Raw genomic sequence first — 13,589 nt, 5'->3', positions numbered from 1 at the left:
GCCGCGGCGCTGGCCTCGCTGCTGCTGCCGATGATGGTGGCCGCAGGCCACGACAAGGCGCGCTCGGCGGGCCTGATCGCGTCCGCGGGCATCATCGCGCCGGTCATTCCGCCCTCCATCGGCTTCGTGATCTTCGGCGTGGCCGCCAATGTGTCCATCAGCAAGCTGTTCCTCGCCGGCATCGTGCCGGGCATCCTGCTGGGGCTGGCGCTGGCCGTCACCTGGTGGTGGCTGGTGCGCCATGAAAAGGTGAAGCCGCCACCGAAAGCCAGCAGGGCGGAGCTGATTCTGGCCCTGCGCGAAGCCGCCTGGGCACTCGGCCTGCCGGTCATCATCCTGGTCGGCCTGCGCATGGGCGTCTTCACGCCCACCGAGGCCGCCGTGGTGGCCGCCGTCTATGCGCTGTTGGTGGCCATGTTCGTCTACCGCGAGATCAGCGTGCGCCAGTTGGCGCAGATCTTCCAGGCGTCCGCCCGCACCAGCGCTCTCGTGATGGTCCTGGTGGCCGCCGCCATGCTGTCGGCCTGGCTCATCTCCGTGGCCGATCTGCCTACCAAGGTCATTGGCATGCTGGAGCCCTTCATGGGCAACCAGACCCTGCTGCTGATTGCCATCATGGTCCTCGTCATGGTCGTGGGCACGGCCATGGACATGACGCCCACCATCCTCATCCTGACCCCCGTGCTGATGCCCGTGGTCAAGGCCGCCGGCATCGATCCCGTGTACTTCGGCGTGCTGTTCATCATCAATAACGCCATCGGCCTGATCACCCCGCCCGTGGGTACCGTGCTCAACGTGGTGGCCGGCGTGGGGCGCATCAGCATGGACCAGGTCACCCGCGGCGTGCTGCCCTTCATGCTGGCCCAGTTCTTCGTCATGTTCCTGCTGGTGCTGTTCCCGTCCATCGTGATGGTGCCCCTGCGCTGGCTGGCCGGCTGAGGCGCCTGCCAACGATCTGCTTTGCCCGCTCAACCCCAAGGAGACAAACCATGAAACTCTTGAAGACCCTGCTTACCACGGCCCTGGTTGCCGCCTCGCTGCTGCCCGGCGCCCATGCGCAGGAGCGCACCATCAAGTTCGCCTTCCAGAACCAGAAGGAGCACCCGCAGGCGCAGGGCGCGCAAAAGTTCGCCGACCTCGTGGCGGCCAAGACCAATGGGCGCATCGCCGTCAAGCTGTTCCCCGGCGGCACGCTCGGAGGTGATCTGCAGACCGTCTCGGCACTGCAGGGCGGCACGGTGGAGATGACGGTGCTCAATGCCGGCATCCTCTCGGCCCAGGCCAAGGAGTTTGGCATCTACGACTTCCCCTTCCTGTTCGCCACGCCGCAGGAGGCCGATGCCGTGACCGACGGCCCTTTCGGCAAGAAGCTGCTCGACAAGCTGCAGTCCAAGAACCTGGTGGGCCTGGGTTACTGGGAGCTGGGCTTTCGCAACCTGACCAACAGCAAGAAGCCCATCACCAAGGCCGAGGACATCGCCGGCCTCAAGATCCGCGTGATCCAGTCGCCGATCTACATCGACATGTTCAACGCCCTGGGTGCCAATGCCGTGCCCATGCCCTTCCCCGAGCTGTACTCGGCCATGGAGCAGAAGGCTGTGGACGGCCAGGAGAACCCGTTCTCCACCATCCTGTCGTCCAAGTTCGCCGAGGTGCAAAAGCACCTCACGGTCACGCGCCACATGTACAACCCCCAGGCCGTCATCGTCAGCAAGAAGTTCTGGGACAGCCTGAACCCCGCCGACCAGAAGGCCGTGACCGAGGCCATGGCGGAAGCCACCACGTTCCAGCGCAGTGTCTCGCGCTCGCAGGCCGACGTGGCGCTGGAAGACCTCAAGAAGGCCGGCATGCAGGTGACCGAGTTCTCGCCCGCCGAGCTCGACAAGCTGCGCGCCAAGGTCAAGCCCGTGGTCGACAAGCACAGCGACAAGGTCGGTGCCGACACGGTGCAGGAGGTCTACGCCACGCTGGCCAAGCTGCGCGGCGGCAAGTAAGCAGTCCTGTGGGGCGCTTCGCTGAGGCCCTGCACCCATCCCCCATGAGCCCATTGCTTTCCGAGCCGCCTTCCGCCATGTCTTCCACGAGCCCCCGCAAGGTACTGATCGGGCTGATCGGTGCCGGTATCCAGCAATCGCTGTCGCCCGCGCTGCATGAAGAAGAGGCGCGCCACCACGGCATGCGCCTGCACTACCAGCTGATCGACCTGGACCGCTCGGCCTCCTCGCCCGAACAACTGCCGACCTTGCTGTCTGCCGCGCGCATCATGGGGTACGCCGGCTGCAACGTGACCTACCCCTGCAAGCAGGCGGTGATCCCGCACCTGGACGATCTGTCCGAGCAGGCCCGCGCGATGGGGGCCGTGAACACGGTAGTCGTGGAAAACGGGAGGCTGGTGGGCCACAACACGGACGGTTCCGGCTGGGCCTGGGGATTCCAGCGTGCACTGCCGGAGGCCGACCTGGGCCGCGTGGTGTTGCTGGGTGCCGGTGGCGCCGGTGCTGCGATTGCCCATGCCGTGCTGCGGCTGGGCGCGCAGCGCCTCGCCATCGTCGATGCCCAGCCCGAGCGCGCAGCGCAGCTCGCGGCGGATGTGAATGCGCTCTACGGCATGCGGGCCGAAGCCTGCGACATTGCCGGCGCCATGGCCCAGGCCACGGGACTGATCCACGCCACGCCCACGGGCATGGACAAGCTGCCGGGCCTGCCGCTGGACGTGGGCCTGTTGCGTCCTGCGATGTGGGTCTCGGAGGTCGTTTACTTCCCGCTCGAAACGGCCCTGGTGCGCGCCGCGCGTGCCCTGGGCTGCCCGGTATCGGACGGCGGCGGCATGGCCGTGGGCCAGGCTGTGGGCGCGTTCGAGCTGTTCACGGGTGTGGTACCCGATGCGGCGCGCATGGACGCTCATTTCCGCCGGCTGGTGGCCGCCCGCTGATCCTTTCTTCTTCTGGAGCACATGCCATGAGCACACCGATGGCGGCTGACCGCGAATCCCTGGGCACCCTGCCCAATCCTCTGGGCCTGCAGGGCGTGGAGTTCATCGAATACGCCACCGCCCGCCCCCAGGCGCTGGGCCAGGCCCTGGAGCGCATGGGCTTCAAGCCCGTGGCGCGCCACCGCTCGCGCGATGTGCTGCTGTACCGCCAAGGCGGCATGAACATCATCGTCAACGCCCACCAGGGCGAGGGCGACAACGGCCCGGCCCCGGGCGATACCCCTGTGCTCTCTGCCATCGCCTTCCGCGTGGGCAATGCCGCTGCCGCCTACCGCCGCGTGCTGGAGCTGGGCGCCTGGGCCGTGCACACCGAGGTGCAGGTGATGGAGCTCAATATCCCGGCCATTCATGGCGTGGGCACCAGCCGCATCTACTTCGTCGACCGGCACCGCGAGTTCTCGATCTACGACGTGGACTTCGTGCCCATCCCCACGGTGGACCCGCACCCGCCCGCGCAGCACGGCCTGCACCTGTTCGGCCTGGTGCAGTACATCGGCCTGGATCGCCTGGCCGACTGGACCGCCTTCTATGGCGCGCTGTTCGGCTTTGCAGAGCTCCCGCCGGGACAGACCTTCGGTGTGCTGACCCAGGGGCGCATCCTCGCCAGCCCCTGCGGCACGCTGTACTGGCAGCTCATCGAGCCGCTGATCGACGCGCTCGATGCCGATCCCGGCGAGCTGCTGCAGCGCGTGGCCTTCGGCACCGGCGATGTGCTGGCCACCGTGGCAGCGCTGCGTGCCCAGGGGGTGGACTTCGTCGAATCGCCCACGGGCGTGCACAGCGAAGTGCGTGGCGCGCTGACGCGTGCCGAGGCCGGTGGCGCCAGCTTCGAGCTGGTGCTCGACCCCCGCTGAAGGAGCCCGCCATGCGCAGCCAGGCCATGCAACGCAACGTCGCCGATTTCGGCATGGACACCATCAGCCTCGCCGGCCCGCTGGAGGCCAAGCTGGCGGCCGTGAAGGCGGCCGGCTTCGGCCAGATCATGCTGGCCGCACGGGACATCGTAGGCCATCCACAGGGCATCGACGCGGCCGTGAGTGCCGTGCGCGGCAGCGGCCTGCGCGTCACCGGCTTCCAGGTGCTGCGCGACTTCGAGGGGCTCTCGGGCCACCTGCACAGCTACAAGCTGGGCATCGCCCAGCAGATGATCCTCATGGCGCGGGCCCTGGGCACACGGGTGCTGCTGGCCTGCAGCTCCACCTCGCTGCACGCCACCGACGATCCGGACGCCATTGCACGCGACCTGCGCAAGCTGGCCATGCTGGCGCTGCCGCACGGCATCCGCATCGCGTTCGAGGGCCTGTCCTGGGGCCGGCACATCAACGAGGTGCACCAGGCCTGGGCCGCGGTGCAGCGGGCCGACTGCCCCAACCTCGGCCTGGCCATCGACTCCTACCACCAGTTCGCCACGGGCACACCCCTGTCGGCCCTCGACGGCATCGACCCGGAGCGCATCTACCTCGTGCAGTTGTCGGACTTCATGTGGCAGGAGACGCGCACGGTGCAGGAGCGCATCGACACGGCGCGGCACTTTCGCGTGTTCCCGGGCGAGGGCGTGCACAGCCAGGCGCTGGTGGAGCTGGTGCGCAAACTCGACGGCATGGGCTACCGCGGCGACTACAGTTTCGAGGTCTTCAACGACGACTACCAGCAACTGCCTTTGCCCTACGTGGCCGGCCGGGCCTGGAACAGTGCCGTGTGGCTGGCCGAAGGGGTGCTGCAGCGCGCCGTGCCCCTGCCCGGCCACTTGCGCCTGCGGGATCGCGCGTGACAGGCTTCAGCTGTTGGCGCGTTGCTTGAGCCAGCGCATCAGTCCACCCACTACGGGCAGCTTTTCGTACAGCTCCTCGGCCGCGTCCCAGTAGTCGCGGTGTAACGTGACCAGGCCCTGGTCGTCGAACACCAGGTGCGAGGCGCCGCGCACCGTTTGCGCCACGCCCTTGTGAAAACTGCGGAAGGAGAACAGGAACTCCCAGGTCAGGAAGCACTGCGACCCCTGCACCACACGGCCGGTGACCACGAAGCGCGGCCCGTCGAGCGCCACGAACATGTGCTCGAAGATGTGCCGGATGGCGGGAAGCCCCTGCACCTCGTTGAACGGGTCCTTGAAGCGCGCATCGGCCGCATACAGGTGGCCCAGCGCCGCCACGTCGGCCGGGGCCAGGGTCTCGAAGAAGGCGATCACGCGAGTGACGGCTTCTTCGGTGGATGGGGGAGTGTCTGGTGGCGGCATGGGCGCTCAAAGGCCGGTGAACTTGCGGATGGCCGGAAAGTACCACCCATACGGCAGCACGCGCAGCATCTTCATCACGCGCGTGAAGCGCTTGGGGAAGTGGATGTCGAACGCGCCTTGCCCCCAGCCCTTGAGGATGGCCGTGGCCGCCTCTTCGGGGGTGATCAGCGCGGGCATGCGGAAGTCGTTGCCCTCGGTGAGCGGTGTCGCCACGAAGCCGGGGTTGACCACGCTCACACCCATGCCCAGGCCATGCAGGTCCAGGTACAGCGCCTCGGCCAGGTTGATCAGTGCCGCCTTGGTCGGGCCGTAGGCCAGGCTCTTGGGCAGTCCGCGAAAGCCGGCCACGCTGCTGACCAGGCTCACGTGCCCGGGGCGGCCCGACTGTGCGGCGGCCAGCATGTCTGGCAGCACGGCGGCCAGCAGGTGCAGCACGCCCGTGTAGTTCACCTGCTCGTGGCGCAGCATCACGGACAGGTCGAACTCCGTGGCGCGCATATGGTGGTAGGTGCCAGCGCAGTAGCACACCAGGTCCAGCGGTCCACCCGCCAGCACCTGGGCTGCGGCCGCCTTCACGGCCTCCGGTACCGCAGTGTCCAGCGGCAGGGCGACGCTGCCGGGGTGCTGCACGGCGAACGCGTTGAGCGCCGCTTCGCTGCGCGCCGAGACGATGACCTCGGCCCCGCGCGCATGCAGGGCCGAGGCCGTCGCCCGGCCAATGCCGCTGGAGGCGCCAACGAGCCAGGCTCGGCGGCCCTGCCAGTCGCGCAGTCGGGGGTTCAGGCTCATGGTGCCCGCCGGGTGAACGACAGCGTGATCTCGCCCAGCCGCACGCCGAACTTGCTCATGGTGGCGCGGTTGAGCATCACGCGCTCGTCCATGAGGTACATCCAGTCGTCCAGGTCCACGTGGTAGACCGTGCCATCCACGGGCAGGGCCAGCGTGTAGTTCCAGCGGAAGGCGTTGCCGCGCACCTGGCCCACGGCCTGGCCGATCACATCGCCGGCCGTGCCGGTGTAGCGGCCATCGGCTTCTCGCGTGAGGCGCCAGATGCGCCGCTCCGTGCTGCCGTCCGAATAGGTGAAAGCCTCGTCCAGAACGCCCTGGTTGCCGGTCCACTGGCAGTTCATGACCACGGTGAAGCGTTTGACGATCTTGCCGCTGCGGTCCTGGAACATGCCGTGGGCATCGATCACGCCATTGAAATACTGCGCGAGGTCGAGCACGGGCTTTTCGGCCGCGTAGTCGGCCAGATTCTGGCCCGCGCAGCCCGACAGCGCCACGGGGGCGCCCACGGCTGCTGCCGAAAGGAGTAACAAGCGTCGCTGCATCATGGTTTGCCTTGGAGGGATGGAATGGCTGCAGCAACGGGTTGCCGCAGGATCAGGAAATACAGAACTGCAGCGGCCACCAGCTTCAACACGCACGGCAGCACGGCATAGGCCAGGCCCAGGGTGTGCAAGCCCTCTGCGCTGCGCGTGCCGGGCGCATAGCCCAGCGCGCCGAGCAGGGGCAGGGCCAGGCCTGCGGCGAGTGCCAGGTTGAGCTTGGTGGCGAAGTTCCACCAGCCGAAGTACGCGCCTTCGTGCTGGCCGCTGTCGCCTTCGGCCGCCACCACGCCGGCCAGCAGGGCGCCGGGCAGGGCAAGGTCCGTGCCCAGGGCCACACCCGAGAGCGCGCACACCGCCAGGAAGGGCATGCTGTCGCCCGTGCCGAGCGCAGCCGTCCAGCCAAACACCGCTACAGCCAGCAGCATGCCTGCCAGCCACGTTCGGGCCAGGCCCCAGCGCGCCACGGCACGCAGCCACAGCGGGATCGAGAGCGCCGCGCAGAAGAAATATGCGGCCAGGAACATCGGCTCCTGGCCTGGCGGGGCCTGCAGCCGGTCCTGGATGAAGAACAGCACCAGCGTGGCCGGTATGGCGCTGGCGATTCCGTTGAGCACGAACACCGCAAGAAGGCGGCGAAAGGCGGGCCGCGTCCAGGGCCGCCACAGGTCTGCATGGTCGGTGGCGTGTAGCGCCACTGGCGCAGGCCGGGGCGCGCGCAGCCATGCCAGCCAGCCCAGCACCAGGGCTGCCGCGAACACGCCCAGCATCACCGGCAGGCCCAGCAGCGCGGGCAGCACCGAAGCGAGCACTACGCCCACCAGAGCCGCGCCCTCGCGCCAGGCGACGATGCGGCTGCGCTGCAGCTCGTCGCCGCCCAGGCGCGCGCCCCAGGACTGGTGCGCAATGCCGAGCTGGCTGTAGGCCAGGTAGGTGACCATTAGGCAGGCCAGGGCCCAGGCAGTGAGTGCCCCCTGCCCCTGTACCCGCGGAAAGAACAGCGCCGTCAGCCCGACGGCCAGCACCACGGCCGACACCGCGCCCGTGGAGAGAACGGCCAGGGGCGAGCGCGCGAACAGCCGGTCGGCCCAGCGCCCGAGCAGCGGGTCCGACACGGCGTCGAACAGCCGCGCGGCCAGCAGCACGCCACCCAGCGTGGCCAGTGGCATGCCGAATTCGCGCGCATAGTGGTGGGGCAGCAGAACGTACAGCGGCAGCGCCACGAAGGCCAGGGGCAGCCCGAGCAGGCCGTAGGCCAGACCTTGGTGCCAGGGCAGCGCCGAGCCGGGGGTCATGGGGCCTCGGCGGTGGGTGGCGGGCCGATGAGCGCCTGGCGCAGAGCGGGCTCGGAGGTTTGCGGCGACAGCCAGATGCCGAAGAACAGGCGCGAGAACTCGGGGTCCTTCACCTCGCCCACAGTCTGCCCGCCCATGCGGAACACGGCGCCCGCGCCAGGCTCGTAGAGGCCCATCAGGCGGTCGCCTTCCTTGACGTCGGGCAGGGCCGCCTGCAGGGCCTGCTGCCAGCGCACTGCCTGCTCTTCGCTGAAGCGGCCCACGCGGCGCATCTCCTGGATCGAACGGGCCGCGATGGCCTGGGCCGTGAAGTCGCGGTGGTAGTGCAGCTCCAGCGCCAGGGGCCGCGCCGCATAGTCCGACGCCTGGAAGCCGGGGGCCACCCAGAGCCTTGCCTCGTAGATGCGAAGCCCCAGGAACCGCAGCGGTCCCTGTCCTGCGGGCTGCAGCCCTTTTTGCGAAACGGCCCCGGCGGGCGCGGACTGCGCCATGGCCTGCCCGGCCGGCAGCAGCAATCCACCTGCCAGGGCCAGGGTGAACGCGAGTTGAGGTGAGGGCATGGAGCGCTTTCGGGTCAATCGCGCACCAGGGTGTACTGCACCAGATCGATGTTGTTCATCGCGAAGGCCGCCTCGCAGTAGGCCAGGTAGAACTCCCAGATGTGCAGGAAGCGCTCATCGAACCCCAGCTGCAGGATCTGCGTGCGCTGGGCCAGAAAGCGCTCGCGCCAGCGCCTGAGGGTCTCGGCATAGTCCTGGCCGAAGGCGAACTCGTCCACCACGCGCAGGCCGGCGTCCTCGGCCTCGCGGCGGAACTCGCGCGGGCAGGGCAGGCAGCCGCCCGGAAAGATGTACTGCTGGATGAAGTCCGTGGAGCTGATGTAGCGCTCGAACAGGCCGTCGTCGATCACGATGCTCTGGATGCAGGCCTTGCCGCCGGGCTTGAGCAGGCGCCGCACGGCCTGGAAATAGGTCGGCCAGTATTCACGGCCCACGGCTTCGACCATCTCGATGGAGCAGATGGCGTCGTAGGGCCCGTCGGCGATGTCGCGGTAGTCCTGCAGGCGCAGGTCTGCCCGGTTGGCGGCACCGCTCGCTTGCATGCGCTGGCGCGCGAACTCCAGTTGCTCGGTGGACAGCGTCACACCGGTGAGCGCGGCACCGAATTCGACAGTGGCCATTTCCGCCAGGGCGCCCCAGCCGCAGCCGATCTCCAGCACCCGGTCGCCCGCCTGCACGCCGGCCATGCGCAGGGCGCGGCGCACCTTGGCGAGCTGGGCCGTGCGCATGTCGCCGCCTGCGTCGCCCTCGAACCAGGCCGATGAATAGTTCATCGTGTCGTCCAGCCACAGCGTGTAGAAGGCGTTGCCCAGGTCGTAGTGGGCGTGGATGTTCTTCTGGCTGTTGGCGCGCGTATTGCGGTTGAGCAGGTGCTTGATGCGGTACAGCAGGCGCCCGGCCCAGCTGCCGTAGATCACGCCTTCGACCTGCTGGCGGTTGGCGATGAAGACCTTGAGCAGGTCGGTGAGGTTCGGCGTGGTCCAGTCGCCCGCGATATAACTTTCGGCAAAGCCGATGTCGCCGGACTTGAGCGCTGCCTTGCAGACATTCCAGTTCCTGAGCGTGATGGCCGCGGCCGGCCCGCCGCCCTGGTGGTCGCCGAAATGCTGCAGCGTGCCGTCGGGCAACTGCACGGTGAGACTGCCATGCTGCAGGCGCTGCATCAGGCGCAATGCCGTTCGGGCGGCAGCCGGGGTGCCTGGCGGCAGGGTGGTTGCGATGGTGGTGCTGTTCATGGCGGGCCAGGATGTAGAAGGGATTTCAGGTCGTCGGCGCTGAGGACTCAGCGGGTGACGGCGGATGCCGGTGCGTCGGGCTTGCGGTGAAAGCGCACCCGCTTGGCCCACAGCCGAAGGGCCTGCCAGTGGATGCGCGAGATCAGGGCCAGCGTCATCGCCGGATAGCCCCACAGGGCGTGGCGCAGCGACGCGCGGGTGATGGGTTCGAGCGTGCCACTCACGCTGGTCTGCAGCAGCGGGCCCTGGGCGTCGTCATGGTCGATGCGCACCACGGTGCGTCCCGGGCCTGTGCCGGCCGTGCGCAGGAAGCGAAAGCGGTAGCCCCCGCTGATCTCGCAGAACGGGGAGACGTGGAACACCTTGCGCGCATGCTGCTCGGCGCCGTAGCGCGGCGTATCCAGCAGATAGCAGTGGCGCTCGCCGAAGGTGTTGTTGACCTCGACCACGATGGCGCGCAGGCTGCCATCGGCACGGTGGCAGTACCAGAAGCTCACCGGCTTGAAGGTGTAGCCCAGCACGCGCGGGTAGCAGTGCAGCCAGACCTCGCCGGTGGCGTCCACGATGCCTTCGGTGCGCAGCAGTTCGTCGACCCAGGCAAGCGCCCCGCCCTGTGCCGGGCCGCGGCCATCGCCATGGTCGGCGTCGTGAAAGCTGATGGCGCCGGGCCGGTTCACGGCCAGCAGGCCTGCTGGCTGCGCACGCAGTGTGCGCAGTGGCAGCATCAGGAAGAAGGTGGGGTAGGCAAACGCATGCCGCCTGGGGCGCAGCCGCGTGTGGCGCACCTGGCCAAAGCCCAGCAGCGGTTCGGCGGCGCGCGGGGCGGCGGTCATGCATCCTCCGCCAGGGGGGCCGGCATGCGGGCCAGCAGCTGCTCGGCCACGGCCAGGCCCGACTTCAGCCCGTCTTCATGGAAGCCGTAGCCTGTCCAGGCGCCGCAGAACCAGGTGCGCTCGCGCCCCTGCAGTTGGCCGACCTGTTTTTGCGCGCGGATGGCCGCCAGGTCGAAGACCGGGTGGGCATAGTCGTAGCTGCCGATCACCGCAGCGGGCGCGATCTCGCCCACCGGGTTGAGCGAGACGATCACCGGCCGCGCGAAGGGCACGGGCTGCAACTGGTTGATGAGGTAGTGCAGGCACACACTGGCCTGCTCGCGGCTGCGCAACTGGGCGCGCTCGTAGTTCCAGGCCGCCCAGGCGGCGCGGCGTTCGGGCAGCACCGAGGTGTCGGTGTGCAGCACGGCGCGATTGGCCTGGTAGCGGATGGCGCCCAGCACCGTGCGCTCCTGCAGCGTGGGCTGGGCCAGCAGGGCCAGCGACTGGTCGGAGTGGGTGGCCAGCACCACCTGGTCGAAGCGCTCGGTGTTGCCGGTGGTCACCACGCGCACGCCCGCGGCATCGCGCTCGATCCGGCGCACGGGGGTGGCGAGGCGCTTGTCCGCGATGCCCGCGACGATCTTCTCCACATAGTGGCGCGCACCGCCGGCCACGGTCCACCACTGGGGCCGCTGGCTCACCTGGATCAGGCCGTGGTTGTGGCAAAAGCGGATCATGGTGGCCACCGGGAATTTCAGCATCTGGTCCGTCGGGCAGCTCCAGATGCAACCCAGCATGGGCAGGAAGTACCAGTCGCGAAACGCCTCGCCAAAACCGTGCTGCTGCAGGAAGTCGCCCAGCGGCTGCGTCAGCGTGGCGTCGCTGCCCTCTTCGGCGATGCGGGTGCACAGCTTGTTGAAGCGCAGCAGATCGCGCAGCATGCCCAGAAAGCGCGGGTTCACCAGGTTTCCGCGCTGGGCGAAGACGGTGGCCAGGCTGGTGCCGCTCCATTCCAGCGCACGCCCCCCGCTCAGGGCGCGCGGCACCTGCACGGAAAACGACATGTCCGATTTGGCGGTTTCCACGCCCAGCTCGGCCAGCAGGCGGATGAGATTCGGGTAGGTGCGCTCGTTGAACACCAGGAACCCGGTGTCCACGCCACATTGCACGTCCTGGCCCTGGGGCCCGGGCAGCGTGACGTCCACCGTATGCGTGTGACCGCCGAAATAGCTGCCGGCTTCGAAGAGGGTGATGTCGGCTTGGCCGCGCAGCTGGTGGGCCACTGCCAGGCCGGAGATGCCGGAGCCGACGATGGCGACCTTCATGGCCGGCTCCCTCTGGCCGGCTGGCTGAATAAAAAAGTTGCGAAGCGTCCCGAAACGAATAAGAGAGGGAGGGAGGAGAAGCGCTCCAGGAGGACAGTCGGAACCCGTGGGACCGAAAGGCTTCGCAACGTTAAAACGGAGGGACGCTCATCACGTCCTTGCGATGGATAGAGTAAGGGCGTTATGCAGAAGTTCCAGTACTTCCCCTGCATTTTTTTGAAGAAATGTAAAGAAAACATGCGCTTTCACCGGGTTGGTGCGGTCGCCAGCTGTTGTTCGATGGCACGGACCAGGCCTTTGCTGTCCGGCGCCGTGAGGCTGGTGTAGCTGTCCACCAGCTTGCCGTCGCGGCCCAGCAGGTACTTGTGGAAATTCCAGCGTGGCGGGCCGGACATCTGGGCGAGCTGGCGGAACAAGGGCGAGGCGTCGGCGCCGGTCACCGCGCTCTTGGCGAACATGGGAAATTTCACCCCGAAGGTGCTCTCGCAGAAATCGGCGATCTGCTGGTTGCTGCCGGTTTCCTGCGAGAAATCGTTGCTGGGAAAGCCCAGCACCACCAGCCCCTTGTCCTTGTAGCGGGCATAGAGGTCTTCCAGCCCCTTGTACTGCCCCGTGAAACCGCAGAAGCTGGCGGTGTTGACCACCAGCACCACCTTGCCGCTGTACTGGCACAGCGATTGCGGCTTCTCGTCCTGCAGGCGCAGGTAGGTGTGCTGCAGCGTGGCGGGGCAGGATTCGGACGGCGCCGCGAAGGCGGACGGCATGGCGCCAAAGCACAGCAAGGCTGCCACCGGGGCCAGGGCGAAAAGACGCGAAAACTGGATCATGAGGACACCTCCCGTGTTGTTGGGGGTCAATTTAACCAGTGAATCATATTTTGTCCACATAAGTTTTTATTTGCACTGATCGGTTGCGGTGGGTGGCAGCGCGCGCCGCCGTCCCCTGCCGGCAGGCGAGAGGTCTTGTCAGAGGAATACGCAGCCCAAAGGCTGCCGGATGCGCAGGACATGGCCCCCCGGTGCCGGGAGCCCTGGCAGATCCAAAAAAGGAGAGGCGCCCGCACAGCCGCGGGTGCCGGGTGCTCAGACCAGCGGCAGCAGCCGGTTGAGCGAGAGCTTGACGCGCACGTCCTTGTGCGCGACCACGCCGACGATCTTCCACTGGGGCTGGGCGGTGTCGCGGGGGATCAGCTCGCCCGTGGGCATGCCCAGCCGGTTGGTGACCACGGCCACCCGGGGGGTGGTGCCGCTGGCGCCGCGGCGCAGCACCACGGCGACTTCCTGGCTGGCAAGCTTCACGAAGGCGCCCGGCGGGTAGATGCCCAGGGCCTTGACCAGGGCGGCACCGGCCTCGTCGACCTTCTGCTCCTCGTCGTAGTAGCTGGCCTGCATGGCGGCGGTCACCGGCATGGGCGAGCGCGCGGCGCGCGGCGCCAGCCGGGCACCGAAGACGTCGGCACGCTGGATCAGCCGGGCCATCTGCAAGCCGGGGCTCTTCTGGCTGAACGCACCGGGGCTGCGGTGGTGGTGGTGGCGCACGGCCTCCAGCCACAGCTCGCTGTGCACGCCCAGTTCGCGCAGCAGGGCTTCGGAGCGCGCGGCGTGGTCCTCCACGGCGGCGATCTGGGCCGAGGTCAGGGGCTGCATCTGCTGGGCCAGCTGGTCCTGCAGTTCGGTCATGGCGATGTTCATGGACAGGGCTGCCTGCCCCACCACCTGGACATGGGCTGCGGGCCAGCGCAGCATCTCCCGGGCCACCACCATGCAGACGCAGGCCACCAGCATCGAATGGGTGCCGCTGTACATG

General features: G+C 68.1%; 15 protein-coding genes. 5 read left to right on the top strand and 10 right to left on the bottom strand.

Annotation, left to right across the window (positions count from 1 at the left end):
• From ACK59X_RS05315 to ACK59X_RS05295, 5 genes are all read left to right on the top strand, one after another.
• A partial coding sequence (locus tag ACK59X_RS05315; protein ID WP_409955804.1) for a TRAP transporter large permease occupies positions 1–939 on the top strand: 939 nt, incomplete at its 5' end.
• A gap of 50 nt (positions 940–989) precedes the next feature.
• Positions 990–1,994 (top strand): TRAP transporter substrate-binding protein, encoded by a 1,005-nt coding sequence (locus tag ACK59X_RS05310; RefSeq protein WP_409955802.1) that lies wholly within the window; start codon positions 990–992, stop codon positions 1,992–1,994.
• Positions 1,995–2,071: 77 nt separating this feature from the next.
• Positions 2,072–2,932 carry a shikimate dehydrogenase gene (locus tag ACK59X_RS05305; protein ID WP_409955801.1) on the top strand — a complete coding sequence of 287 codons (861 nt, stop codon included), beginning with the start codon at positions 2,072–2,074 and terminating at the stop codon, positions 2,930–2,932.
• 26 nt (positions 2,933–2,958) lie between these two features.
• Positions 2,959–3,846, top strand: coding sequence for a 4-hydroxyphenylpyruvate dioxygenase (locus ACK59X_RS05300; RefSeq protein ID WP_409955799.1), 888 nt, complete (start codon positions 2,959–2,961; stop codon positions 3,844–3,846).
• A gap of 11 nt (positions 3,847–3,857) precedes the next feature.
• Positions 3,858–4,763 (top strand): sugar phosphate isomerase/epimerase family protein, encoded by a 906-nt coding sequence (locus ACK59X_RS05295; protein ID WP_409955797.1) that lies wholly within the window; start codon positions 3,858–3,860, stop codon positions 4,761–4,763.
• A gap of 6 nt (positions 4,764–4,769) precedes the next feature.
• Here the strand turns inward: ACK59X_RS05295 and ACK59X_RS05290 are convergent, their stop codons facing one another.
• From ACK59X_RS05290 to ACK59X_RS05245, 10 genes are all read right to left on the bottom strand, one after another.
• Positions 4,770–5,225 (bottom strand): nuclear transport factor 2 family protein, encoded by a 456-nt coding sequence (locus ACK59X_RS05290; RefSeq protein WP_409955795.1) that lies wholly within the window; start codon positions 5,223–5,225, stop codon positions 4,770–4,772.
• A gap of 6 nt (positions 5,226–5,231) precedes the next feature.
• Positions 5,232–6,014 (bottom strand): SDR family NAD(P)-dependent oxidoreductase, encoded by a 783-nt coding sequence (locus ACK59X_RS05285; protein ID WP_409955794.1) that lies wholly within the window; start codon positions 6,012–6,014, stop codon positions 5,232–5,234.
• The gene (locus tag ACK59X_RS05280; protein ID WP_409955792.1) at positions 6,011–6,559 is read right to left on the bottom strand and encodes a DUF3833 domain-containing protein; all 549 of its coding nucleotides are present in this window, start codon (positions 6,557–6,559) and stop codon (positions 6,011–6,013) included. Before ACK59X_RS05280 ends, ACK59X_RS05285 begins: the two co-directional genes overlap by 4 nt.
• On the bottom strand, positions 6,556–7,848 hold the full coding sequence (locus ACK59X_RS05275; protein ID WP_409955791.1) for an MFS transporter: 1,293 nt from the start codon (positions 7,846–7,848) through the stop codon (positions 6,556–6,558). Before ACK59X_RS05275 ends, ACK59X_RS05280 begins: the two co-directional genes overlap by 4 nt.
• Positions 7,845–8,339: a chalcone isomerase family protein gene (locus ACK59X_RS05270; RefSeq protein ID WP_409955806.1), complete on the bottom strand. Its 495-nt coding sequence runs from the start codon at positions 8,337–8,339 to the stop codon at positions 7,845–7,847. Before ACK59X_RS05270 ends, ACK59X_RS05275 begins: the two co-directional genes overlap by 4 nt.
• An 83-nt stretch (positions 8,340–8,422) precedes the next feature.
• Positions 8,423–9,643 carry a class I SAM-dependent methyltransferase gene (locus ACK59X_RS05265; RefSeq protein ID WP_409955789.1) on the bottom strand — a complete coding sequence of 407 codons (1,221 nt, stop codon included), beginning with the start codon at positions 9,641–9,643 and terminating at the stop codon, positions 8,423–8,425.
• 47 nt (positions 9,644–9,690) lie between these two features.
• Positions 9,691–10,476 (bottom strand): DUF1365 domain-containing protein, encoded by a 786-nt coding sequence (locus ACK59X_RS05260; RefSeq protein WP_409955787.1) that lies wholly within the window; start codon positions 10,474–10,476, stop codon positions 9,691–9,693.
• The gene (locus ACK59X_RS05255; protein WP_409955785.1) at positions 10,473–11,783 is read right to left on the bottom strand and encodes an NAD(P)/FAD-dependent oxidoreductase; all 1,311 of its coding nucleotides are present in this window, start codon (positions 11,781–11,783) and stop codon (positions 10,473–10,475) included. Before ACK59X_RS05255 ends, ACK59X_RS05260 begins: the two co-directional genes overlap by 4 nt.
• Before the next feature lie 245 nt (positions 11,784–12,028).
• Complete coding sequence (locus ACK59X_RS05250) at positions 12,029–12,610, bottom strand: glutathione peroxidase (protein ID WP_409955783.1); 582 nt, start codon at positions 12,608–12,610, stop codon at positions 12,029–12,031.
• A 255-nt stretch (positions 12,611–12,865) separates the two neighbouring features.
• Positions 12,866–13,589, bottom strand: a 724-nt coding sequence (locus ACK59X_RS05245; protein WP_409955781.1) for an HD-GYP domain-containing protein, incomplete at its 5' end; no start/stop codon positions are given.

The organism is Acidovorax sp., from assembly GCF_046339755.1.
Taxonomy (GTDB): Bacteria; Pseudomonadota; Gammaproteobacteria; order Burkholderiales; family Burkholderiaceae_C; genus Acidovorax.
Note: the sequence above shows the minus strand (reverse complement) of the source record. Positions and strands in the feature narration are given on the sequence as shown.